The 15,919-nt window shown below is 63.8% G+C and carries 8 protein-coding genes and 1 pseudogene; 5 read left to right on the forward strand and 4 right to left on the reverse strand.

Annotation, left to right across the window (positions count from 1 at the left end; genetic code table 11):
* The first annotated feature begins 340 nt into the window (after positions 1–340).
* From JOL79_RS26720 to JOL79_RS26740, 5 genes and pseudogenes are all read left to right on the forward strand, one after another.
* Entirely contained in the window at positions 341–1,852 is a 1,512-nt protein-coding gene (locus tag JOL79_RS26720; protein ID WP_210158657.1) for a DUF3375 family protein, read from the forward strand.
* Positions 1,845–2,645, forward strand: coding sequence for a DUF4194 domain-containing protein (locus tag JOL79_RS26725; protein WP_210158658.1), 801 nt, complete (start codon positions 1,845–1,847; stop codon positions 2,643–2,645). Before JOL79_RS26720 ends, JOL79_RS26725 begins: the two co-directional genes overlap by 8 nt.
* Complete coding sequence (locus JOL79_RS26730) at positions 2,642–6,052, forward strand: ATP-binding protein (protein ID WP_210158659.1); 3,411 nt, start codon at positions 2,642–2,644, stop codon at positions 6,050–6,052. Before JOL79_RS26725 ends, JOL79_RS26730 begins: the two co-directional genes overlap by 4 nt.
* Positions 6,049–7,263 (forward strand): Wadjet anti-phage system protein JetD domain-containing protein, encoded by a 1,215-nt coding sequence (locus tag JOL79_RS35610; protein WP_210158660.1) that lies wholly within the window; start codon positions 6,049–6,051, stop codon positions 7,261–7,263. Before JOL79_RS26730 ends, JOL79_RS35610 begins: the two co-directional genes overlap by 4 nt.
* Before the next feature lie 35 nt (positions 7,264–7,298).
* A pseudogene (locus tag JOL79_RS26740) lies at positions 7,299–7,469 on the forward strand (transposase); the annotation flags it as partial.
* Positions 7,470–7,479: 10 nt separating this feature from the next.
* Here the strand turns inward: JOL79_RS26740 and JOL79_RS26745 are convergent.
* The 4 genes from JOL79_RS26745 to JOL79_RS26760 all read right to left on the reverse strand — a co-directional run bounded on the left by JOL79_RS26745 (position 7,480) and on the right by JOL79_RS26760 (position 15,918).
* Positions 7,480–10,539, reverse strand: a complete 3,060-nt coding sequence (locus tag JOL79_RS26745; protein WP_210158661.1) for a hypothetical protein — start codon at positions 10,537–10,539, stop codon at positions 7,480–7,482.
* A 79-nt stretch (positions 10,540–10,618) separates the two neighbouring features.
* Positions 10,619–14,071, reverse strand: coding sequence for a YhaN family protein (locus tag JOL79_RS26750; RefSeq protein ID WP_210158662.1), 3,453 nt, complete (start codon positions 14,069–14,071; stop codon positions 10,619–10,621).
* 5 nt (positions 14,072–14,076) lie between these two features.
* Positions 14,077–15,312, reverse strand: coding sequence for a metallophosphoesterase family protein (locus tag JOL79_RS26755; protein ID WP_210158663.1), 1,236 nt, complete (start codon positions 15,310–15,312; stop codon positions 14,077–14,079).
* A gap of 198 nt (positions 15,313–15,510) precedes the next feature.
* The gene (locus tag JOL79_RS26760; RefSeq protein WP_210158664.1) at positions 15,511–15,918 is read right to left on the reverse strand and encodes a hypothetical protein; all 408 of its coding nucleotides are present in this window, start codon (positions 15,916–15,918) and stop codon (positions 15,511–15,513) included.
* Between the last annotated feature and the right edge of the window lies 1 nt (position 15,919).

Consider the following 15,919-nt stretch of genomic DNA (forward strand, 5'->3'; position numbering starts at 1 on the left):
GGCCGGGCAACCGCCTGCGCCGGCCGAGTCTCAACGCGTCGGCTGCGGTGCCCTGGCAGCCGTCCAGGAACTCACCGCTGCCATCTCCCGCGTCGACCAGCGGCGCGGCGGGGCCACGGCAGGAAGGCGCTGGTGCACTACCTGCAGTCGGACGTCGCCGGCCGCAGCTATAGGCGTGCCTCACGATTCCGGCCGAATCGAGTAACCACGATGGCGCAGCTCTCACCGATCCGCTATTCGCCGATCGCGAATCGTAGCGAATGCGACATATCGATATGCGATCTTGACCGTGACTTACCCTGTGACGGAAATCCGTGCGGAAACTATGGCAGGTGGGTGAATGAGTGGAGTTGTCGGCGAGCTAGCACGTGCCGGAGATGCCCTAGCTCGCCCTACTCTGAGGCTGCTTGATGGTAAATGGGGTCCGTTCCGGGTTGCTGTGCTGCGCAGCGCGTTCTCCCGAGACCAGCGCTCGATTCAGGTGGACGCACTCCACGCTCAGGTTGACACGTACCTCGGCGAGATGCTCGGTGAAGGCATCGAGGTGCCGGCCTCGGAGAGCGGCCGGGCGTTGTGCAACGCGTGGGTGAAGAACCAGTGGCTGTTCCGCGACAACGCCCCGGACGGCAGCCTGGTGTACTCGCTGACATCGTCGTCGCTGGAAGCTCTCGACCTGATCCAAAACCTGTCGCGAGATCGGGCGCTGGTCTCCGAGTCCCGCCTGACGATGATCCTGGACACGGTCCGGCGCTGGGCGACCGAGGCCTCGGCGGATCCCCAGGATCGCATCGATCGCCTGAACGCGCAGATCCGCGAGTTGGAGATCGAGCGTGACCGCATCGCCGGCGGCGGCGCCGTGGCCGCGGCATCCGAGGATCGGATGCTCGACGGATACGCCAACCTCATGGACCTGATCGGCCAACTGCCGTCGGATTTCAAACGCGTCGAGGAATCCATGCTTGATATGCACCGCCAGATCCTGCGGGACCTGCGTGACGAAGAGCGAGTGGTCGGCGAGGTTCTGGATGAGTATCTGGAGAGCCAGGACCGCCTGCTGCGGACCACCCCTGAGGGACGGGCTTTCGACGGCGCATTCGAGCTGCTGCGAGACGCAGAGCTGATGAACGAGCTGCGCGAGAACATCCAGGTCCTGCTCGGCCACCCGGCTGCCGAGGCGCTTGACGGGCGGGACGTGAGTGAGCTGCGCGGCACGGTCACAGTGATCCGCCAGGGCACCAGGGACGTTCTGGACCAGCGGCACCGGCTGTCCAAGACCCTCAAAGAGCACATCGTCAACAACGACCCGCTCGCCGAGCGCGAGCTGGAGCGTGTCCTTCGCGGTATCCAGCGGGAGTTGATGACCTGGATGGAGACCGCAGGGCCCAGATCGATGGTCGAGGTTGACCTGCTGCCGCCGGTGGCCAAGATCGGCCATTTGCGGGAGAAGATGTACGACCCGGCCGCAGCTGCCCCACCGCCTCCGCTGCGGCAGGCCGACGACGACATTCCGGCCCCGCCGAGCGTGGAGGAGTTGAGGGCCGCGGGCGGCCCGTCGCTCGACCAGATGCGAGCTGCCCTCATCAATGCGCTGACGGAGTCCGGCGTGGCAACCGCAGCACAGGTATTCAACGCTCTCCCGACCGATCTTCGCCGACCGGTGGAGATCCTGGGACTTCTGCACATACTCTCCGGCCTCGACGACTCCTCCATCGCCGACGGGACCACCGAGGAGTTCCGCGCCATCCGCCCTGACGGCCATCGCCGCACCTTCCTGGCCCCTACCGCCTTGCTGTCCTCCCACCATGCGGGACGACTCGCCGCCGCAGCCGATGAAGGAATCACCGATGCTTGAGCCCAATCCGCCGGAGACCGACGACAGCCTCGGGGAAGCGCCGAGCGGATACGACGAGCGGTCCTCGGCGACAGGCGAGGATCTCGCCGACGACAGCGACGCCGACCGGTCCACCCTCGCCCTGTTCTCCGGCGACGAGGGCGGCCTGTCGCTGGAGCAACGGCGCGCGCTGGTGTGCCTGATGCGGAACAAGTTCGTCTCAGCCACAGGCAACCCCGCCGAGTGGCGCGTCATCCGCGAACACAGCCAGCTGATCAAATCACGGCTCAACGACATGTTCCTCGACCTGCACTTGGACCTGCAGCACGAGGTCGCCTACAAGCGGAAAGTCATCTCCGATGGCGCCGACTTCCCCACCCTGCTGCAGAACACCGCCTACACCCGCGAGGAGACGATCCTGCTGGTGTATCTGCGGCACCGGTACCGCGCCGAGCAGCAGGCCGGCCACGACGACGTCACCGTCGAGCGGCAGGAACTGCTCGACTACATCGCCACCTTCCGGCCACCGCATGCCACCGACCGGTCGCGGGACAAGGGGCGCGCGGAGAAAGCTGTCGACAACATGGTCGCCAGCCGGGTCCTGACCCGGACCAACGACGTTGACCGGCTGCGAATCTCCTCCGTCATCGCCGTCCTGCTGCCGCTTGCCCGTCTGGCCGAACTGCACGAGTGGTTGATCGCCAAGAACGGCGTCCGGGGCTCGACCGCCGAGGGCCTCGGCCCCGACATCCACAATGACCTGCAAGACGTGGAGGACGCGGACGACGTGGTGGAGATGGAGGCACTGGCGTGACCGTGCATCAGGACTCGATGTTCTACATCCCCGGGGCTGCCGCCGGCATCACACAGTGGAAGGTGGAGACTCTTCAGCTGGTCAACTGGGGCGGGTTCACCGGCCATACCAGCGTGCCGTTCTCGCCCACCTCGACGCTGCTGTCGGGGGCGTCCGGCACGGGCAAGTCCACACTCCTGGACGCCTACATCGCCGTGATGATGGACTCCTCGGTGCCGTTCAACGGCGCCTCCAACGACGCGACCGTCGGCCGTGCCCGCAGCCCGGACCAGCGCAGCCTGCTGTCCTACCTACGCGGCAAGAAGGACATCGGGCGGGACCGCGCCACCGGGGAACTCGCCGACCAGGTGTTGCGGGGACAGAACAGCGCCACATGGGGCGCGATCGCGCTGACGTTCATCGATGACAGGCAGCGGCGCTACACCGTCGCGCGGCTGTACTACGTGCCGCGCTCGGCGGCGCGCGACAGCGACCTGGTCCGCAAAATGTGCACGATCGACGGCGCCATCGACCTGCGTGCCCTGGAACGGTTCGCTGCCGACAAGTTCGATCGGCGTTCGGTGACCGCGGCGTTCCCGAACCTGAGCATGCACGATACATACAGCGCGTTCTCGCAGGCGTTCTTCACCCGCCTGGGCATCGGCGTCGGCGGCGACGGCGCCCGGGCGCTGCGGCTGCTGGCCCGTATCCAAGCCGGCCACCAGGTCAGCTCCGTCAACGATCTGTACACCGCCATGGTGCTGGAGTCGCCCGGCACCTATGCCGCAGCGGATGCGGCGCTGAAGCACTTCGGCGACCTGGAGGACGCCCATAGAGCGATGGCCACCGAGGAGGCCAAGGCCAGCGTCCTGCAGCCGATTCAGGAGCTGAACGACATCCGTGAAGCCGAGTTGGCCAAAGCCCGGCTCGTCGACGGCTTCGGCATCCACATCATGTCTGGTGATTCCCCGTTCGGGCTGTGGAAGCTCACGTGCGAGGAGAAGCTGCTGGAGACGGCCGAGACCACAAACCGCATCCTGCACGGCGAAGCCCAGACCGACAAAGCCACTGCGGAGAACTCGCGCATCGAGCTCACCGGCCGCAAGACCAACTTGGAGGCCGACCTGAGCGGTAACGAGGCCAACGCCACGATCACCGGCCTGGATCGAGCCATCGAGCAACTCGGACAGGATCTCGAGGCTGCCCGGTCACGGCGGAAGACCTTCGACACCAACACGCAGCGCCTACACCTGGCGCTGTCGGGGGAATCCGATTTCGCCGACGCGCAGGCCGCTGCCACAGCATTCCTGGACGGCTACGAAGACGCCGCGAAGGTCGCTCGCGAGGAGCGAGACGCGATCAGAGACGAGGCCCGCGAGCCGCTGGGGCTCAAACGTGAACTGCTCGAGGAACAACGGTCCCTGTCCGGCCGCGCCGGCCGTATGGACCCCAAGCTTCACGCGATCCGCATGCAGATCGCCGAAGAAACCGGCATCGATGCCGAGATGCTGCCGTTCGTCGGCGAACTCATCGACGTCCCCGCCGATCAGCAAGGTTGGCGCAAAGCCATCGAGACCACCTTGTTCGGACTGGCCAGGGTGATGCTCGTCGACGCGGATCGGCTGGACCATGTCTCGAAGATCATCGACCCGCTGCGGCTGCGAGGGCGGATCAGCTTCGAAGGCGTCGACCTGGCTGCCGCGGCACGGCCACGTACCCGGCAGCCCGACCGGATCTCGGGGAAACTCGAATACAAAGACTCCCCGTTCACCGCGTGGGTCCAGAATCGCCTCGCCGCCGACAACACCGACGCTTTGTGCGTGGACGGTCCGGAAGGGCTGCGCGGCCCCGGCCTTCGCGTCACCGCAAGCGGCCAGACCCGATCAGGCACCTCCGGCGCCCACGGTGAACGAGGTGCCCCTAACGTCATCGGCTTCACCAACACCGAACGCCTCGCCGAGATCGCCGAAGACCTCGGGGAGATCGAGAAGATCCTGGCCTGTCATGATCGAAAGCTGTCTGATGCCGACCGGAGGATCGATGCACTGGCCGAGGATCGAGTGGCCCATGGCCACGTCCTGGCTGTCGCCCGCTTCAGAGACATCGACCCCGACGGCATCGAGAACGACATCCGGGCCAAGCAGCAGCTGCGTGATCACATCCTCGAAGGCGACGACACGCTGCGTAAACTCCGCGCCGACCTGGAAGGCGTTGAGCGGGAACTGGGGGTGGCGAACAGGGCCTACTACAGTGCCGACGCCCGAATGACAGAGCTCGACGAGGCGTGGAACGAGCTGGTCGAGCGGAAAGACGCCGTCACCGGCGCCATCGACCGGATCAACGCCCAGCAGGCGGTCGCCCTTACCGACGAGCAGACCGCCTACCTGAACACAGAGTTCGCCGAGGTCGCCACTGCCGACGATCTCGACGGCTTCGCGACCGGCGTCAAACGCCTCGAAAAGCGCCTGGCCGCATCCGCCGAGGACGCCCGAGCCAAGGCACGGCAGGCCACCCAGGGCCTGGAGACGGTGTTCCGCCACTACCAGCACAACTGGAACGACCCGAACCTGTCCGACTCCATCGATGACTACCCCTCCTACCGCAAGATCCTCGACGGGATCCTGACCACCGGACTGCACAAACGCCGCGAGGAGTGGACCAGGCGCCTGACCGACTGGTCCGGCCAGGACCTCGTCCCGCTCGCCGGAGCATTCGGCAACGCCATCGACGAGATCATCGACCGGCTCACGCCCATCAACACCATCCTGGCAGGGCTGCCCTTCGGCGCACGCCGCGAGCGACTCAAGATCGAACTTCGGGTCCTGAACCGCGACGACATCACCAAGTTCAAACGCGAACTCAACGCTCTGGCGCGCCTGAACGTCGACGGCATGACCGACAGCCACGTCCAAGCCGCCTTCGCCCGGCTTCAGGAATTCATGAAGCAGATCCGCCCTGAGGGGCGGGGTAAGAACAGCCGTGACTACTTCCTGGACGTCCGCAAGCACATCAACGTCACCGCCGTCGCCTACGATGCCGAAGGCCGCGAGCGTGCCACCTTCGACAGAATCGGCGGAAAGTCCGGAGGCGAGGCCCAGGAACTGGTCGCGTTCATTGTTGGGGCCGCGCTGCGCTTCCAACTCGGCGACGACGAGAACGTCCGGCCCCGCTACGCCCCGGTGTTCCTCGATGAAGGGTTCGTCAAAGCTGACAGCGAGTTCACCGGCCGCTCCGTCGATGCGTGGAAGGGCCTGGGATTCCAGCTCATCATCGGGGCGCCGTTCGACAAGTTCACCTCGCTGGAGCCTCACGCCGACCGCGTCCTGCTGATGGTCAAGAGCCCCAAGGGCTACTCGTCGGTCAACGCGATCGAACCGGGTCGGCAGATCCCCGCCCAGCAGACCTCTGACGATGAGGGGCCGACGTGAAGACTCCGGATCAGGTTGTCGCCGATGTCTCACGAAGGCTGGAGAGCACCTGGCACGACCAGGCCGTCGAAGCCGGCCAGGCGTGGCCGCACAAGTTCCCACTGAGCGTGCCCGACAAGAAGGACGCGCTGGAAAGCGAATGGCAGAAGATCATTCACCCGCTGATCCGCACCTGGCGCGACTGGGCCGCGCAACACCCCGCCCGACTGCACACCGCATCGCGGCAGGTTTTCACCACCGTCCAAGCCATCCCCAGCCACTTGGAGATCTGCACCGCCGACGATGCCGCCGTCGTCGTTGGCGGCGACTGGGCCGAACGACTCGAACGCGGCCGACACCGAGCAGCGTTGCTCGCCGATGTCTTCCCCGCCGCGCCCGAACCACAACGCATCATCCGCGCCGCGGACGGCTACACCGACACCGACTTCGCCCTGCTGCTGGAAGTCGCCACTTGGATCACGCGCAACGACGCCTCCGGATACACCCCACGGCAGGTCCCCATCCCCGGCATCCACGCCAAATGGCTCAACACCCACCAGCCACTGATCCTGAACCTCGCAGGCCGGGAAACCCTCGGCCTGCTGCCGGCCCACCCCTCACGGATCCACTTCACCTACCTCGACCCCGGCCACCGCGCGACCGGCGGGCGCCGCCACGACAGCGCGACCGTCGGCGACACGTTCGCGCCGGCGTACCAGCCGGACATCGTGATCGTCTCCGAGAACAAGGACACCGCGATCCACTTCCCGCCGCTACCTGGTGGCATCGCCGTGGAGGGGGACGGGTTCGGCGGCAAAGCTGCAGCGGCCTTCAGCTGGCTCACCAACGCACGCCACCTGTTGTATTGGGGCGATATCGACGCCTACGGCTTCGAGATCCTCAACGGCTGGCGCGACGACGGAGTCCTGGCCACCAGCATCCTCATGGACCAGGCCACCTACGACGCTTACGAGCCCTTCGGCACCAACACCGCCCGCAATGGCAAACCACTACAGCCCGGGGTCCCCAAACCCTTGCCACACCTGACCAACGCCGAGCGGGCGCTGTATCAGCGCTTGCTGGACCCGGCGCTGCAGGGTCACCGGCGAATCGAGCAGGAACGCATTTCCTTGAGCGTTGCAAACGCAGCGGTACAGTCGGCCATCAGGGACTCTTGTAGAGGGCGTTTTGGGGCGTCTCGTGAGCCGAAGTCGCCTATGTCTGCTGACTGATGCGTGCGGCATCTGCATAACTGGGGGCGCAAACCCGCTGGATCATCGAACACACCCTTGGATGGCTGATGCTGCACCGCAGGCTCGCCCGCGATTACGAGACTTTGCCCGCAAGCTCCGAAGCTGTGATCCACATAGCGATGATCGACATCGTCAGCAAGCGCGTAACCGGCGAAACTACACCAACCTGGAGAGGGACGTACTAGGACGAAAAGCTCAAATCAAACGCCCTCTCAGAGCTACTCTGACGCTATACGCTGGGTCCGTAGCCAATTGCCCACGCACTGTAGGATGTGTTGTTTCAGGCTGTTGGGCCAAAGCGTGGGCGAGTGCGCGGCGAACGCGTACGTCGTGATCGGCGGCCAGGCGGTTGCCCAGATGTGCTGGATCCGCGAAGTTAACCCACAAGGTTGCTGCAAGGCTCCGGATGGCCCATCCTTGGCTGGCGAGGAAGGCGAGATCGTCCTTGATGGTGTCGCCGAGGTACTGCAGAGCTCGGGTGGGCCAGTAGTCGGATTCTTCACCAAGCAGCGAGTATGCCAGGCGCCGCACGCACGCTCGTTGATTATCGTCTTCGGCAAATGCGGCCGCGAGCAGGACGGCCTGACCGCGGCTGTCGCGCGGTGTCCCGTTCATGCGGAAGCCGCCAAGTTTGTGGGTGAACTGCTCGTTGAATTTGTCGTGCTCCGAGGGTGTGGGAGAAGTTGCCAGCCGAACCGCGGTGTCGAAGAACTCCTCTCGCTCGGACTGATCAATGTGGCGACTGAGGTTTGCGGCAGCGACGAGGTACTCGCCCCGATCGCTCGAACTGAGATAGGGGTCGTCGGCTCGTACGAGGAGTTCGGCCACAACCGCCTCGACCGCATCGGAGGGGAGATGACGAACGAGCAGCGAGTCGCTGATCGCGTTCGTTCCAACGGAGTAGACGCCGTCCGTGTGGATGAGCGGCGTGGTGAGTCTTGCCAATGCTTCAGCGGTGACGCTGGCGTTGAACTCTTTGGGGTCCTCGAACGATAGCGTTTCGCTTGCCCAGCGGTTACCTGCTCCAGCAAGGGCGGTGAGAGTTTCGTGGGCGAGTTGCCGATTCTTATCGATCGCGTCGAGGGTCGTGCTGTTGCGAGCTCCTTGAGAACGGCCGAGCAAACTTGCGAGGTGCGGGACGGCGCGCGCCGCGAGTGACGGGTGGGTGATTGCGATCTTGGCTAGAACAAGGGCTTCGTCCTCGTCGTGATACCGGTAGTGGTTCTCTTCCACAGGCGGCTGCTTCTCGAAGTGGCTCAGTGCCTTGTTCGCGTGATCGGCATCGAGGCGGTCAGCGATTCCAGCCAGGGCCTTGACCGCATTGTTGTATCTGGACGTGGCGAATGCCCGTAGGTCTGGTCTGCTCCCCGTCTCGGCGGCCGCCAACTCACCGAGGAGATGGTCGGACACCGTGTCGACGAAGTCGTCGGGTATGAGATCCGCTTGCGTGGCGAGCAGTCGATAGACTGTGCCGACCGTCCAGTAATTTGGTGCGGCCAGGTCGTCGAGGACGTCGATGAACTCGCGAGGCAGAGCTTTGCCGAGGGCCTCGATAGCCTTGATCGCGCCCGCTCGGGCGAGATGGCGGGCAGCCAGTGCCGGCTCGTCTGATTCGATGAGAATCGTGGCGAGCGCGCGTCGGGCGCGCTCCTCGCCGACCCAGTCGCCGACGGTGACAGCGTCACGCAGTGCTCGTTGAGCCGATATCGCCGCGGACCGGAGCTTCTGATCGCTCAGGGCCGCCAATGCGTCCTCGTATGCGCCATCGGCAGCGGGCACGATTGGGGAGGAGGTCCCCATTCCGCGGATCGCTGTTTGCAGGGGCAAGAGATCGTCGCTGGTGAAGGGGTTCCAGTGCGTACGGAACCCTCGACGACTGAAAATCCATGTTGAGGCCTCGCCCCATTGCCGGGCTAGCGTTGCGTACCCCGAAGCTTCCTCCCATGCGAGATCGGCCTCCTGGAACTTTTCACGCAGGGCGCAGTGGCGTGCGTAGCGCGCCGTCACCAGCCCGAGCAGATCGTGTCCGAGTTGCAACCTGCGTGCATCGGTGAGCAATTCGGACCAGTCGCCGGTGGCTTCGGCAAGAATCAACCTAGATCGAGTACGGAGGACCCGGTCGATTGACGAGATTCCTGAAAGCTCCGTGAACACCGGAACGGCCCTAGAGAGCCAATATTGGTCATCATTTGACAGCGCTGTCTCACCGGCGAGCAACGCGAGCCGGACTTGGTCGGCGGAATCCCCAATTCGCAGACTACCGACGTCGGGAACGTAAGCGACGGGGTTCAGGTAAAGACCGATCGCGACCTTGCCGACCCGCCGGTAGAGCTCTACCTGCTCGTTCTGTTCCGCGAGTTTCGATAGTTCCTCCAGTCGAGACTGGGTAATCCGCGCGGTCGCGGATAGTCCTTGATCGAGCGCAGCCCAGAAGTCGTCGAGTACGTAGCGTGCCGCCTCCCCGGCCCGGCCGACGCTCGCGAGCAAGCGAATTCGGTCCTTGTCGTACTGCGCTGCATGTGGTCCGAATCCGGCGTCCCGCAGTTTGGCTTGCCCTGCCTCGATGAGCAAGAGTGCTTGTCCCGGATCGCTCGTCGTCACCGCGTCATCGAAGTACTGTTGCGCGCCGGTGGCAACTTCGGGAGTACGCGCGATTGCTTCTCGAATGGCAACGACCTCGGCGGCGGGCACGCTGGGCACGTTGAGCTTGAACGGGAGGCAGAATGCCTCGGCGGTCGGCATTCCGAAGAACTCGATGACGATCTCGGGTCTTCCCCTGAGGAGGTAAGACAATCGCTGCGCGTCCCACAGCTCCAGGCTGATCGGTTGAAGTGTCTTGCTCTGCTCGCAGAGCTCTTCCATCGCTCCGGTACGCCGGACTGTACTAGCCACGCCGATGATGAGACGGTCGACCAAAAAGGGACGCTCTGTTGTGCGGAACTTCTTGACGGCGGCCCTGATTTCTACCGCTCCAAACTTTGTGTACTTCTTGCTTTGAAGTGCCACCCCGATGCCATCCGGCGCTAGCGCAACAATGTCGAGCCCATACTGAGCCTGGCCACGATCGCCGTAAATCTGAGCATGACGTAGCCCTTCGACATCGTGCATGACACGCCATTGGAGGCGCTCGAAGTCCTCCCATGACAGTGCGGTGAACGGGAGAATCTCGAGCTTCCCGATCACCGGAGCGGGGGCTGGAGCCGACGGCGCGCCGTTGAGCGATGACCCGAGCGGCAGGGGGCGCCACTCCGTCAAGGTGTCACCTCGAACTCCCGTATGAGATTGAGCCGCCAATTGGCCATCGCTGGCGGGCTCGTGTTCCCACCTGTCGAAGTCAGCGTGGCAGGAGATGGACGTGGACGCGGTCTGGCGGAAGCTCCTTCACGGCGGTGGCCACGACGTGCTGGTGGTGGGTGAAGACGATGACTTGGAATCGGCCGGCCAGGTCGTTCAGCACGCGCAACCCTGCGGCTGTCCGCTCCTCATCGAACGTTATGAAGATATCGTCCACGGCGAAGGGCAGGGCGTTTCCTGCGTCCGCGTGGCGTTCCAGCGTTGCCAGGCGAAGCGCGAGGTAGAGCTGGTCACGTGTGCCCTCGCTGAGCTCAGCGCCTGCCAAGAGGGCTCCATCGTGCGCTTTGGCGAGAATACTTGGGCGCTCCTCATCCGAGAGCTCCAATCCCGTGTACCGATCGCAGGTCAGTACGCGGAAGACTTCGGCCGCCCGTGCCAGGACTGGGGCCTGGTCGGCGTTCCGATAGTCTTCCATGCAGGTGAGGATGGCGCGGCGGGCGACTTCGAGGCGGAGGTATTCCTCTGCATCGTCAGCTAGTTCTGCGCAGATCTGCGCGATATCGGCTGCTACTCTGGCCGCGTCTGGCGAACCGTTCAAGCGTCCCAGGTCCTGGCGCTTCTCGGCGGCCCGTTCGGTCCACTGCGATTTATGTTCTTCCAGCTTGCCAATCTCATCACGGAGTTCAGCTAGCTCGGCTTCTACTTCAGCGTCGGATGTGACGGCGGCTTGTTGGCTCAAGGCGCGCAATTCCTCCCCCTGAGGCAGGGCCTCCTTCAGAGTAGCTAGCTTCGCCAAGTCCTCCTTCACTCTGCTCGCTCGTTCCACCGACAGCTCCAGGTCCGCGGCAGAAGAAACGCCGAGCTTCACAATGAAATCGTCCAGGAAGCTTTGGATTTTAATAACGCTGGCGTTCGCCTCGGCGATCTGAGCCGTAAGCTCGCGCTGTTGATCAATGAGCTGTTCCCGCAGTTCGCCCGCTCGCCGTTGTTCCGTCAATGCCTGAGCCAGCGGCTCAACCACCAGGTGCCATACAGCAGGGCTGGAGGGAAGGTCATGTCCACAGGCGCGTGCTGTGGCGTCCAGCAGATCCCTGAACTCAGCGATTCGCAAGTTATCTTGGCGTGCCGTGCGGTCAGCCTCGTCGGCTTCGTCGACGTTCTGCGCTACCTGTCCAAGGCGTTCCAAATCAGCTAGGGCGGTGTCAGCGTCGCGGTCGGTTGGTAGGCCGACGCGCTGCAAGAACTTCTCCCACTCCCGCTCATGGTCTGCCGCTGTCTGCTTCGCCGCTGCCAGTGAAACCTCTGCCTCAGCGAGGTTGGCCTCGGCATTTTTCAACGTAGCCTCTGATGCGGCACGTATGTCAGCGATCCTGCGATGCTCCTCGAGACGGTCCTGCGCCACCTCCACGAGCTCTAGCAGCCTACTCAGATCAGTGGTTTCGCCTGGCAACAGCTCTGGATCGGAGCTGGGCATTCGAAGGAGCTTACGCAATCTGGCCGAGTGCTCTTCGATTCTCCGCTGCTGATGGGTCAGGGAGACATGCGTGTCTTGTAGTTCCTGAGCGAAGGCCCGAAGTTGATCGATCTGGTCCAGGACATGAGATCCTTCGATCATCGTCGGCGTTTTGGCAGGGTAGGTGTTCCACAACGCTTCCCAGCTCCGCTGAGCATCGGCTTCGGCGGTGTCCAGAACCTCCAGTCGGGTCTGGTACCCGGGGATCGTATCCTCGAGTTCGGCGATCTCGCGCTCCAGAGCCATGCGGTCTGCGACCTTCTTGGCGTGTTGAATCATGGCGTCGGCGGTCCGGTCCGCTTGCTCGATGGCTGAAAGTGCCGACGCCTTCTGAGTCGGGTCCTCCAACAGTCGTGTGATCAGTTCATCGCGCCGGCCCCGAATCTCATCCAGCTCCCTGCGAGTCGGGGGCGCGTCGTTGGCGATGAACCGAGCCAGCTTTCGTCGGCGAGAATCCAGGCTCTGCTGGTCTTTGTCGCGATCCTTGAGGAGGTCGCGCCTGGCCTGCTCAAGCTCATGCGTCTTGGCCGTGGCCTCCTCGATCTGCTGCCAAGTCGGTACGCGCATTACCAGAGCCTCAGCGGGTGCAAGATCGGGAAGTCCGAGGAGTTTCAGAAGCTGCCCGAAGCGTTTAGCCGTCTGCTCCGCCGTCGTCTCGGTCTCGACAAATGTGGACAACAGATCGTCGGGAACGGCGTTATGAGCTGTGCGGAGCTCTGACGCATCCTCCGGAAGCGGGAGTTCACTCAACTCCTTGTCACCCTGCTCCCGCTTATGCCGCCACCTGTCCACTGTTTCGGCCGCCCGCCGACAGTCATCGGCCACAGTGCGACCGCGATCTCGCAGACCACGCGCCTGTTCTACCAATGCCCGCGGAATGCGGAACAGACGAACGTCGGCGAGCGAAGCCTCCGGATGCACCATGCGAAGCCGCCGCTCTGCCTGCTCGCGAATCCGAGCCGCCTCGCCGGACGAACGGACCTGACGCTCCACTGCGTCCTGAATAGCAGCCAATTCCTTGACCAAGCGGTCGATCGCGTCGGCGTGCCGTAGCACCCGCTCATCGAGCTCGATCTCCGAAAGCTGCCTTTCGAGGCTCTCAAGGCGCACGTGGTGGGCTCGCAGTTCTGCGGCGAACTCTCTCTGCTCACCGAGCAGCTCGGGCAGCTTCTCACGGATGTTGCTGGGCGCGATCACGCCTTCCGCTTCTATCCCGGCGATCCGTTGGCTCAGGTCACTCTGCTGCGCGAGCATCGGCAGCATGGTGCTCAACCGCTCCAGCTCGGTCAGGCGGCGCTTCTTCTCTCGAAGGACTGCCTCGACGGTGGCCAGTTCCCTCTCAGCTTCGGCCACCGCCCGGTCCGCCTCGCGGTAATCCTGGGGGCGCAGGACAGCGAGATGAAGGCTCTGCCGGGCACCCTTCAGCTGCGTCAGGTTTGCATTGATGAGTGGCTTTTGCCCGCCTTTTAGGTAGAGGTCGCGCTGGCGCCGCTCGATTCCCTGCAGCGCGGCGTTCAATTGGGTACCGGATCGGGCGGCGGCCAGCAGCTCGGTCATGCCGCCATCGCCGGAGGCCAGCAGCTCACCGCCCTTACGCAACTCCTCGCTGTCGAGGGCGAACTCGGTGATGAATGTCCGCCGGTCGATACCTCCGAGGAATGGGGCGAGCGCCTCCTGGTTGATCGGCCTGCCCGAACTGTCGAGCAGTGGATTCTTGCGCCTCTTATAGCGAGCGATGTCGATCACTGTGCCGTCGGCCGACGACAGGCGCGCGCCGAGCTGCAGATTCCGCAGGCCATGCTTGAATCCGTAACGTGAACGTTCGTCGATTCCGTAGAGAAGCTGGTCGAGCGCACCGCGCGTGGTGGACTTGCCCGCCTCGTTCGAGCCGAACACCAGATGCACCCCAGGTGCGGCGAGGTCCAGGGAGAAATCGGCGAACGCGCCATAGGCTATGAGGTCAAGCCGTTCGATGCGCACCTATATCACCGGATTTCCTGCAGGAGGGATTCTACAAGCTGGAAGGCTTCCTCAGACACCCGTTTCGCCCAGGCGGGGTCATCGAGGTCGATGCCGTCTCTGCCCTTGATCTCAGGCGGGATTACCCCAAGCAGCGGGCTCTCTTTGAGCATCGCGGACAGACGATCAGGGTCGGCGCCAAGACCGGTGATGGTGCGGCGTAGATCCGCAATGACTCCGCCGCTGCCAGATTCGGCTACGTACTCGGTGGATGTACGGATCTTGAGCTTCTCCATCCACAGGTGTGTATAGTGTCCGGCGGCTGCCCGCAGTTCATGGAGTAATTGATCGCGCTTTCCCCAGAGCGTCGAGTTGATGGAGGTGCGGCCGGTCAAGGTGACTCGCACCGCGTGCAGTCGGTCGGTCGGAAAGTTCTGGAACTGTTCCTGTGCCCGGCTAAGCACCTGATCGGTGTCCTCGACGCCGGAGACGTCCACTACGATGTTCTCCCAGCGGGCCGTGTCCAAGTCGTGGTGCTCAACCGAACGGACCTGCAGGTCGTTTCCGCCGACTGTGACGACACTGCAACCCTTGCGGCCAGTCTCACGAGCGTGACGTCCCTGGATGTTGCCGGGATAAACGATCCATGGATCGTTCCGAACCACCTTGCGGGCGTGGATGTGCCCGAGCGCCCAATAGTCATAGCCCTTGGATTCCAGGTCCGCGAGCGTACACGGTGCATATCGCTTGTGCTCGGGATTGCCGCCGTCCAGGGCAGTGTGCAGCAGTCCTATGTTGAAGAGTCCCTCGTCCCTCTGCGGGTAGGCGGCAGCGAGGTTGTCGGTGAGGTCCCAACGGCTGAATCCCTGACCGTGAACGGAGATGCCCACCTCCTCGTTCCGTTCGGTCTCCGGCTTGTCGGTGGCGAGGACGTGCACGTTGTCAGGCATTTGAAGACTGCGCATCGTCCGGTTCTGCGCGTCATGGTTGCCCGAGACCATGTACACGGGGATGTCGGCTCGCAGCAGTTCGGACATCTGGCTCACGAAGAACAACCCTGTCTGAAAGTCGCGCCAGTCGCCGTCATACACGTCCCCCGCCAATAGCACCGCATCCACGGGCAGTTCGAGCGCTAGGGAGACGAGGTTCTTCAGGGCTCCGCGCGTCGCCAACCGCAGGTCTTCGACTGGGGCGCCTTCGTAACGGGACAGCCCCCGCAGCGGACTGTCGATGTGAAGATCAGCGGCGTGCAGAATCTGCATGCGGTTCCTTCCAAGGAAGCGGAAGCGGTGGGGGCGCAGGAGACCTGAGTGACTTTTGCTAACGATAACGAGCGTGCGGTGCCTGGCTCACCGAAAGTGACGAAACAGGGGCAGTGAGAGCCATGAACACCAGAGCGTCTCGCGCACCACGCAAGATCAGTCGCCAGAAACGACAAGTCCGATAAATTTCACGACGCATCAGTTCAGTTCGTCGGCGAGGCCGGCCTTCTGGACCAGACGGCCCCACCGGGAGCTGCGATCGAAGGCTCGGGCGATGGCGACGCCGGTGGGCAGATCTCCCTCTGCCGCATGGTTCTGCTGCGTCCATCGCCAGGCCTCTCGCTGCAGCGTCCGACCGTCCCCCTTGGGCTCAGCCGCGACGGTGTCTTTCTCCTGATCCTCTTGTAGCTCGACAGGGTCAGCTTTCGCGTCGACGGCAGGAGCAGGATGAATAGTCTGGGAATCTTCAGGCTCTGCTCGTCCTCCCGCATAGTGACGGATCTGAGACATCAGGAGCTCGTAGCTGCCGAGCAAGGCCAGCGACGGCCAGGCGGCGATGACACCACACTGACCGATCTCTGGAGAACGGACGTGGACGCGGACCACA

The sequence above is a fragment of the Microbispora oryzae genome, assembly GCF_017896165.1.
Lineage (GTDB): Bacteria > Actinomycetota > Actinomycetes > Streptosporangiales > Streptosporangiaceae > Microbispora > Microbispora oryzae.

Excerpts from the sequence above, each read along its gene's own strand:
- JOL79_RS26725 (WP_210158658.1), top strand. The coding sequence starts at position 1,845 with ATGCTTGAGCCCAATCCGCCGGAGACCGACGACAGCCTCGGGGAAGCG.
- JOL79_RS26720 (WP_210158657.1), top strand. The coding sequence starts at position 341 with ATGAGTGGAGTTGTCGGCGAGCTAGCACGTGCCGGAGATGCCCTAGCT.
- JOL79_RS26755 (WP_210158663.1), bottom strand. The coding sequence starts at position 15,312 with ATGCAGATTCTGCACGCCGCTGATCTTCACATCGACAGTCCGCTGCGG.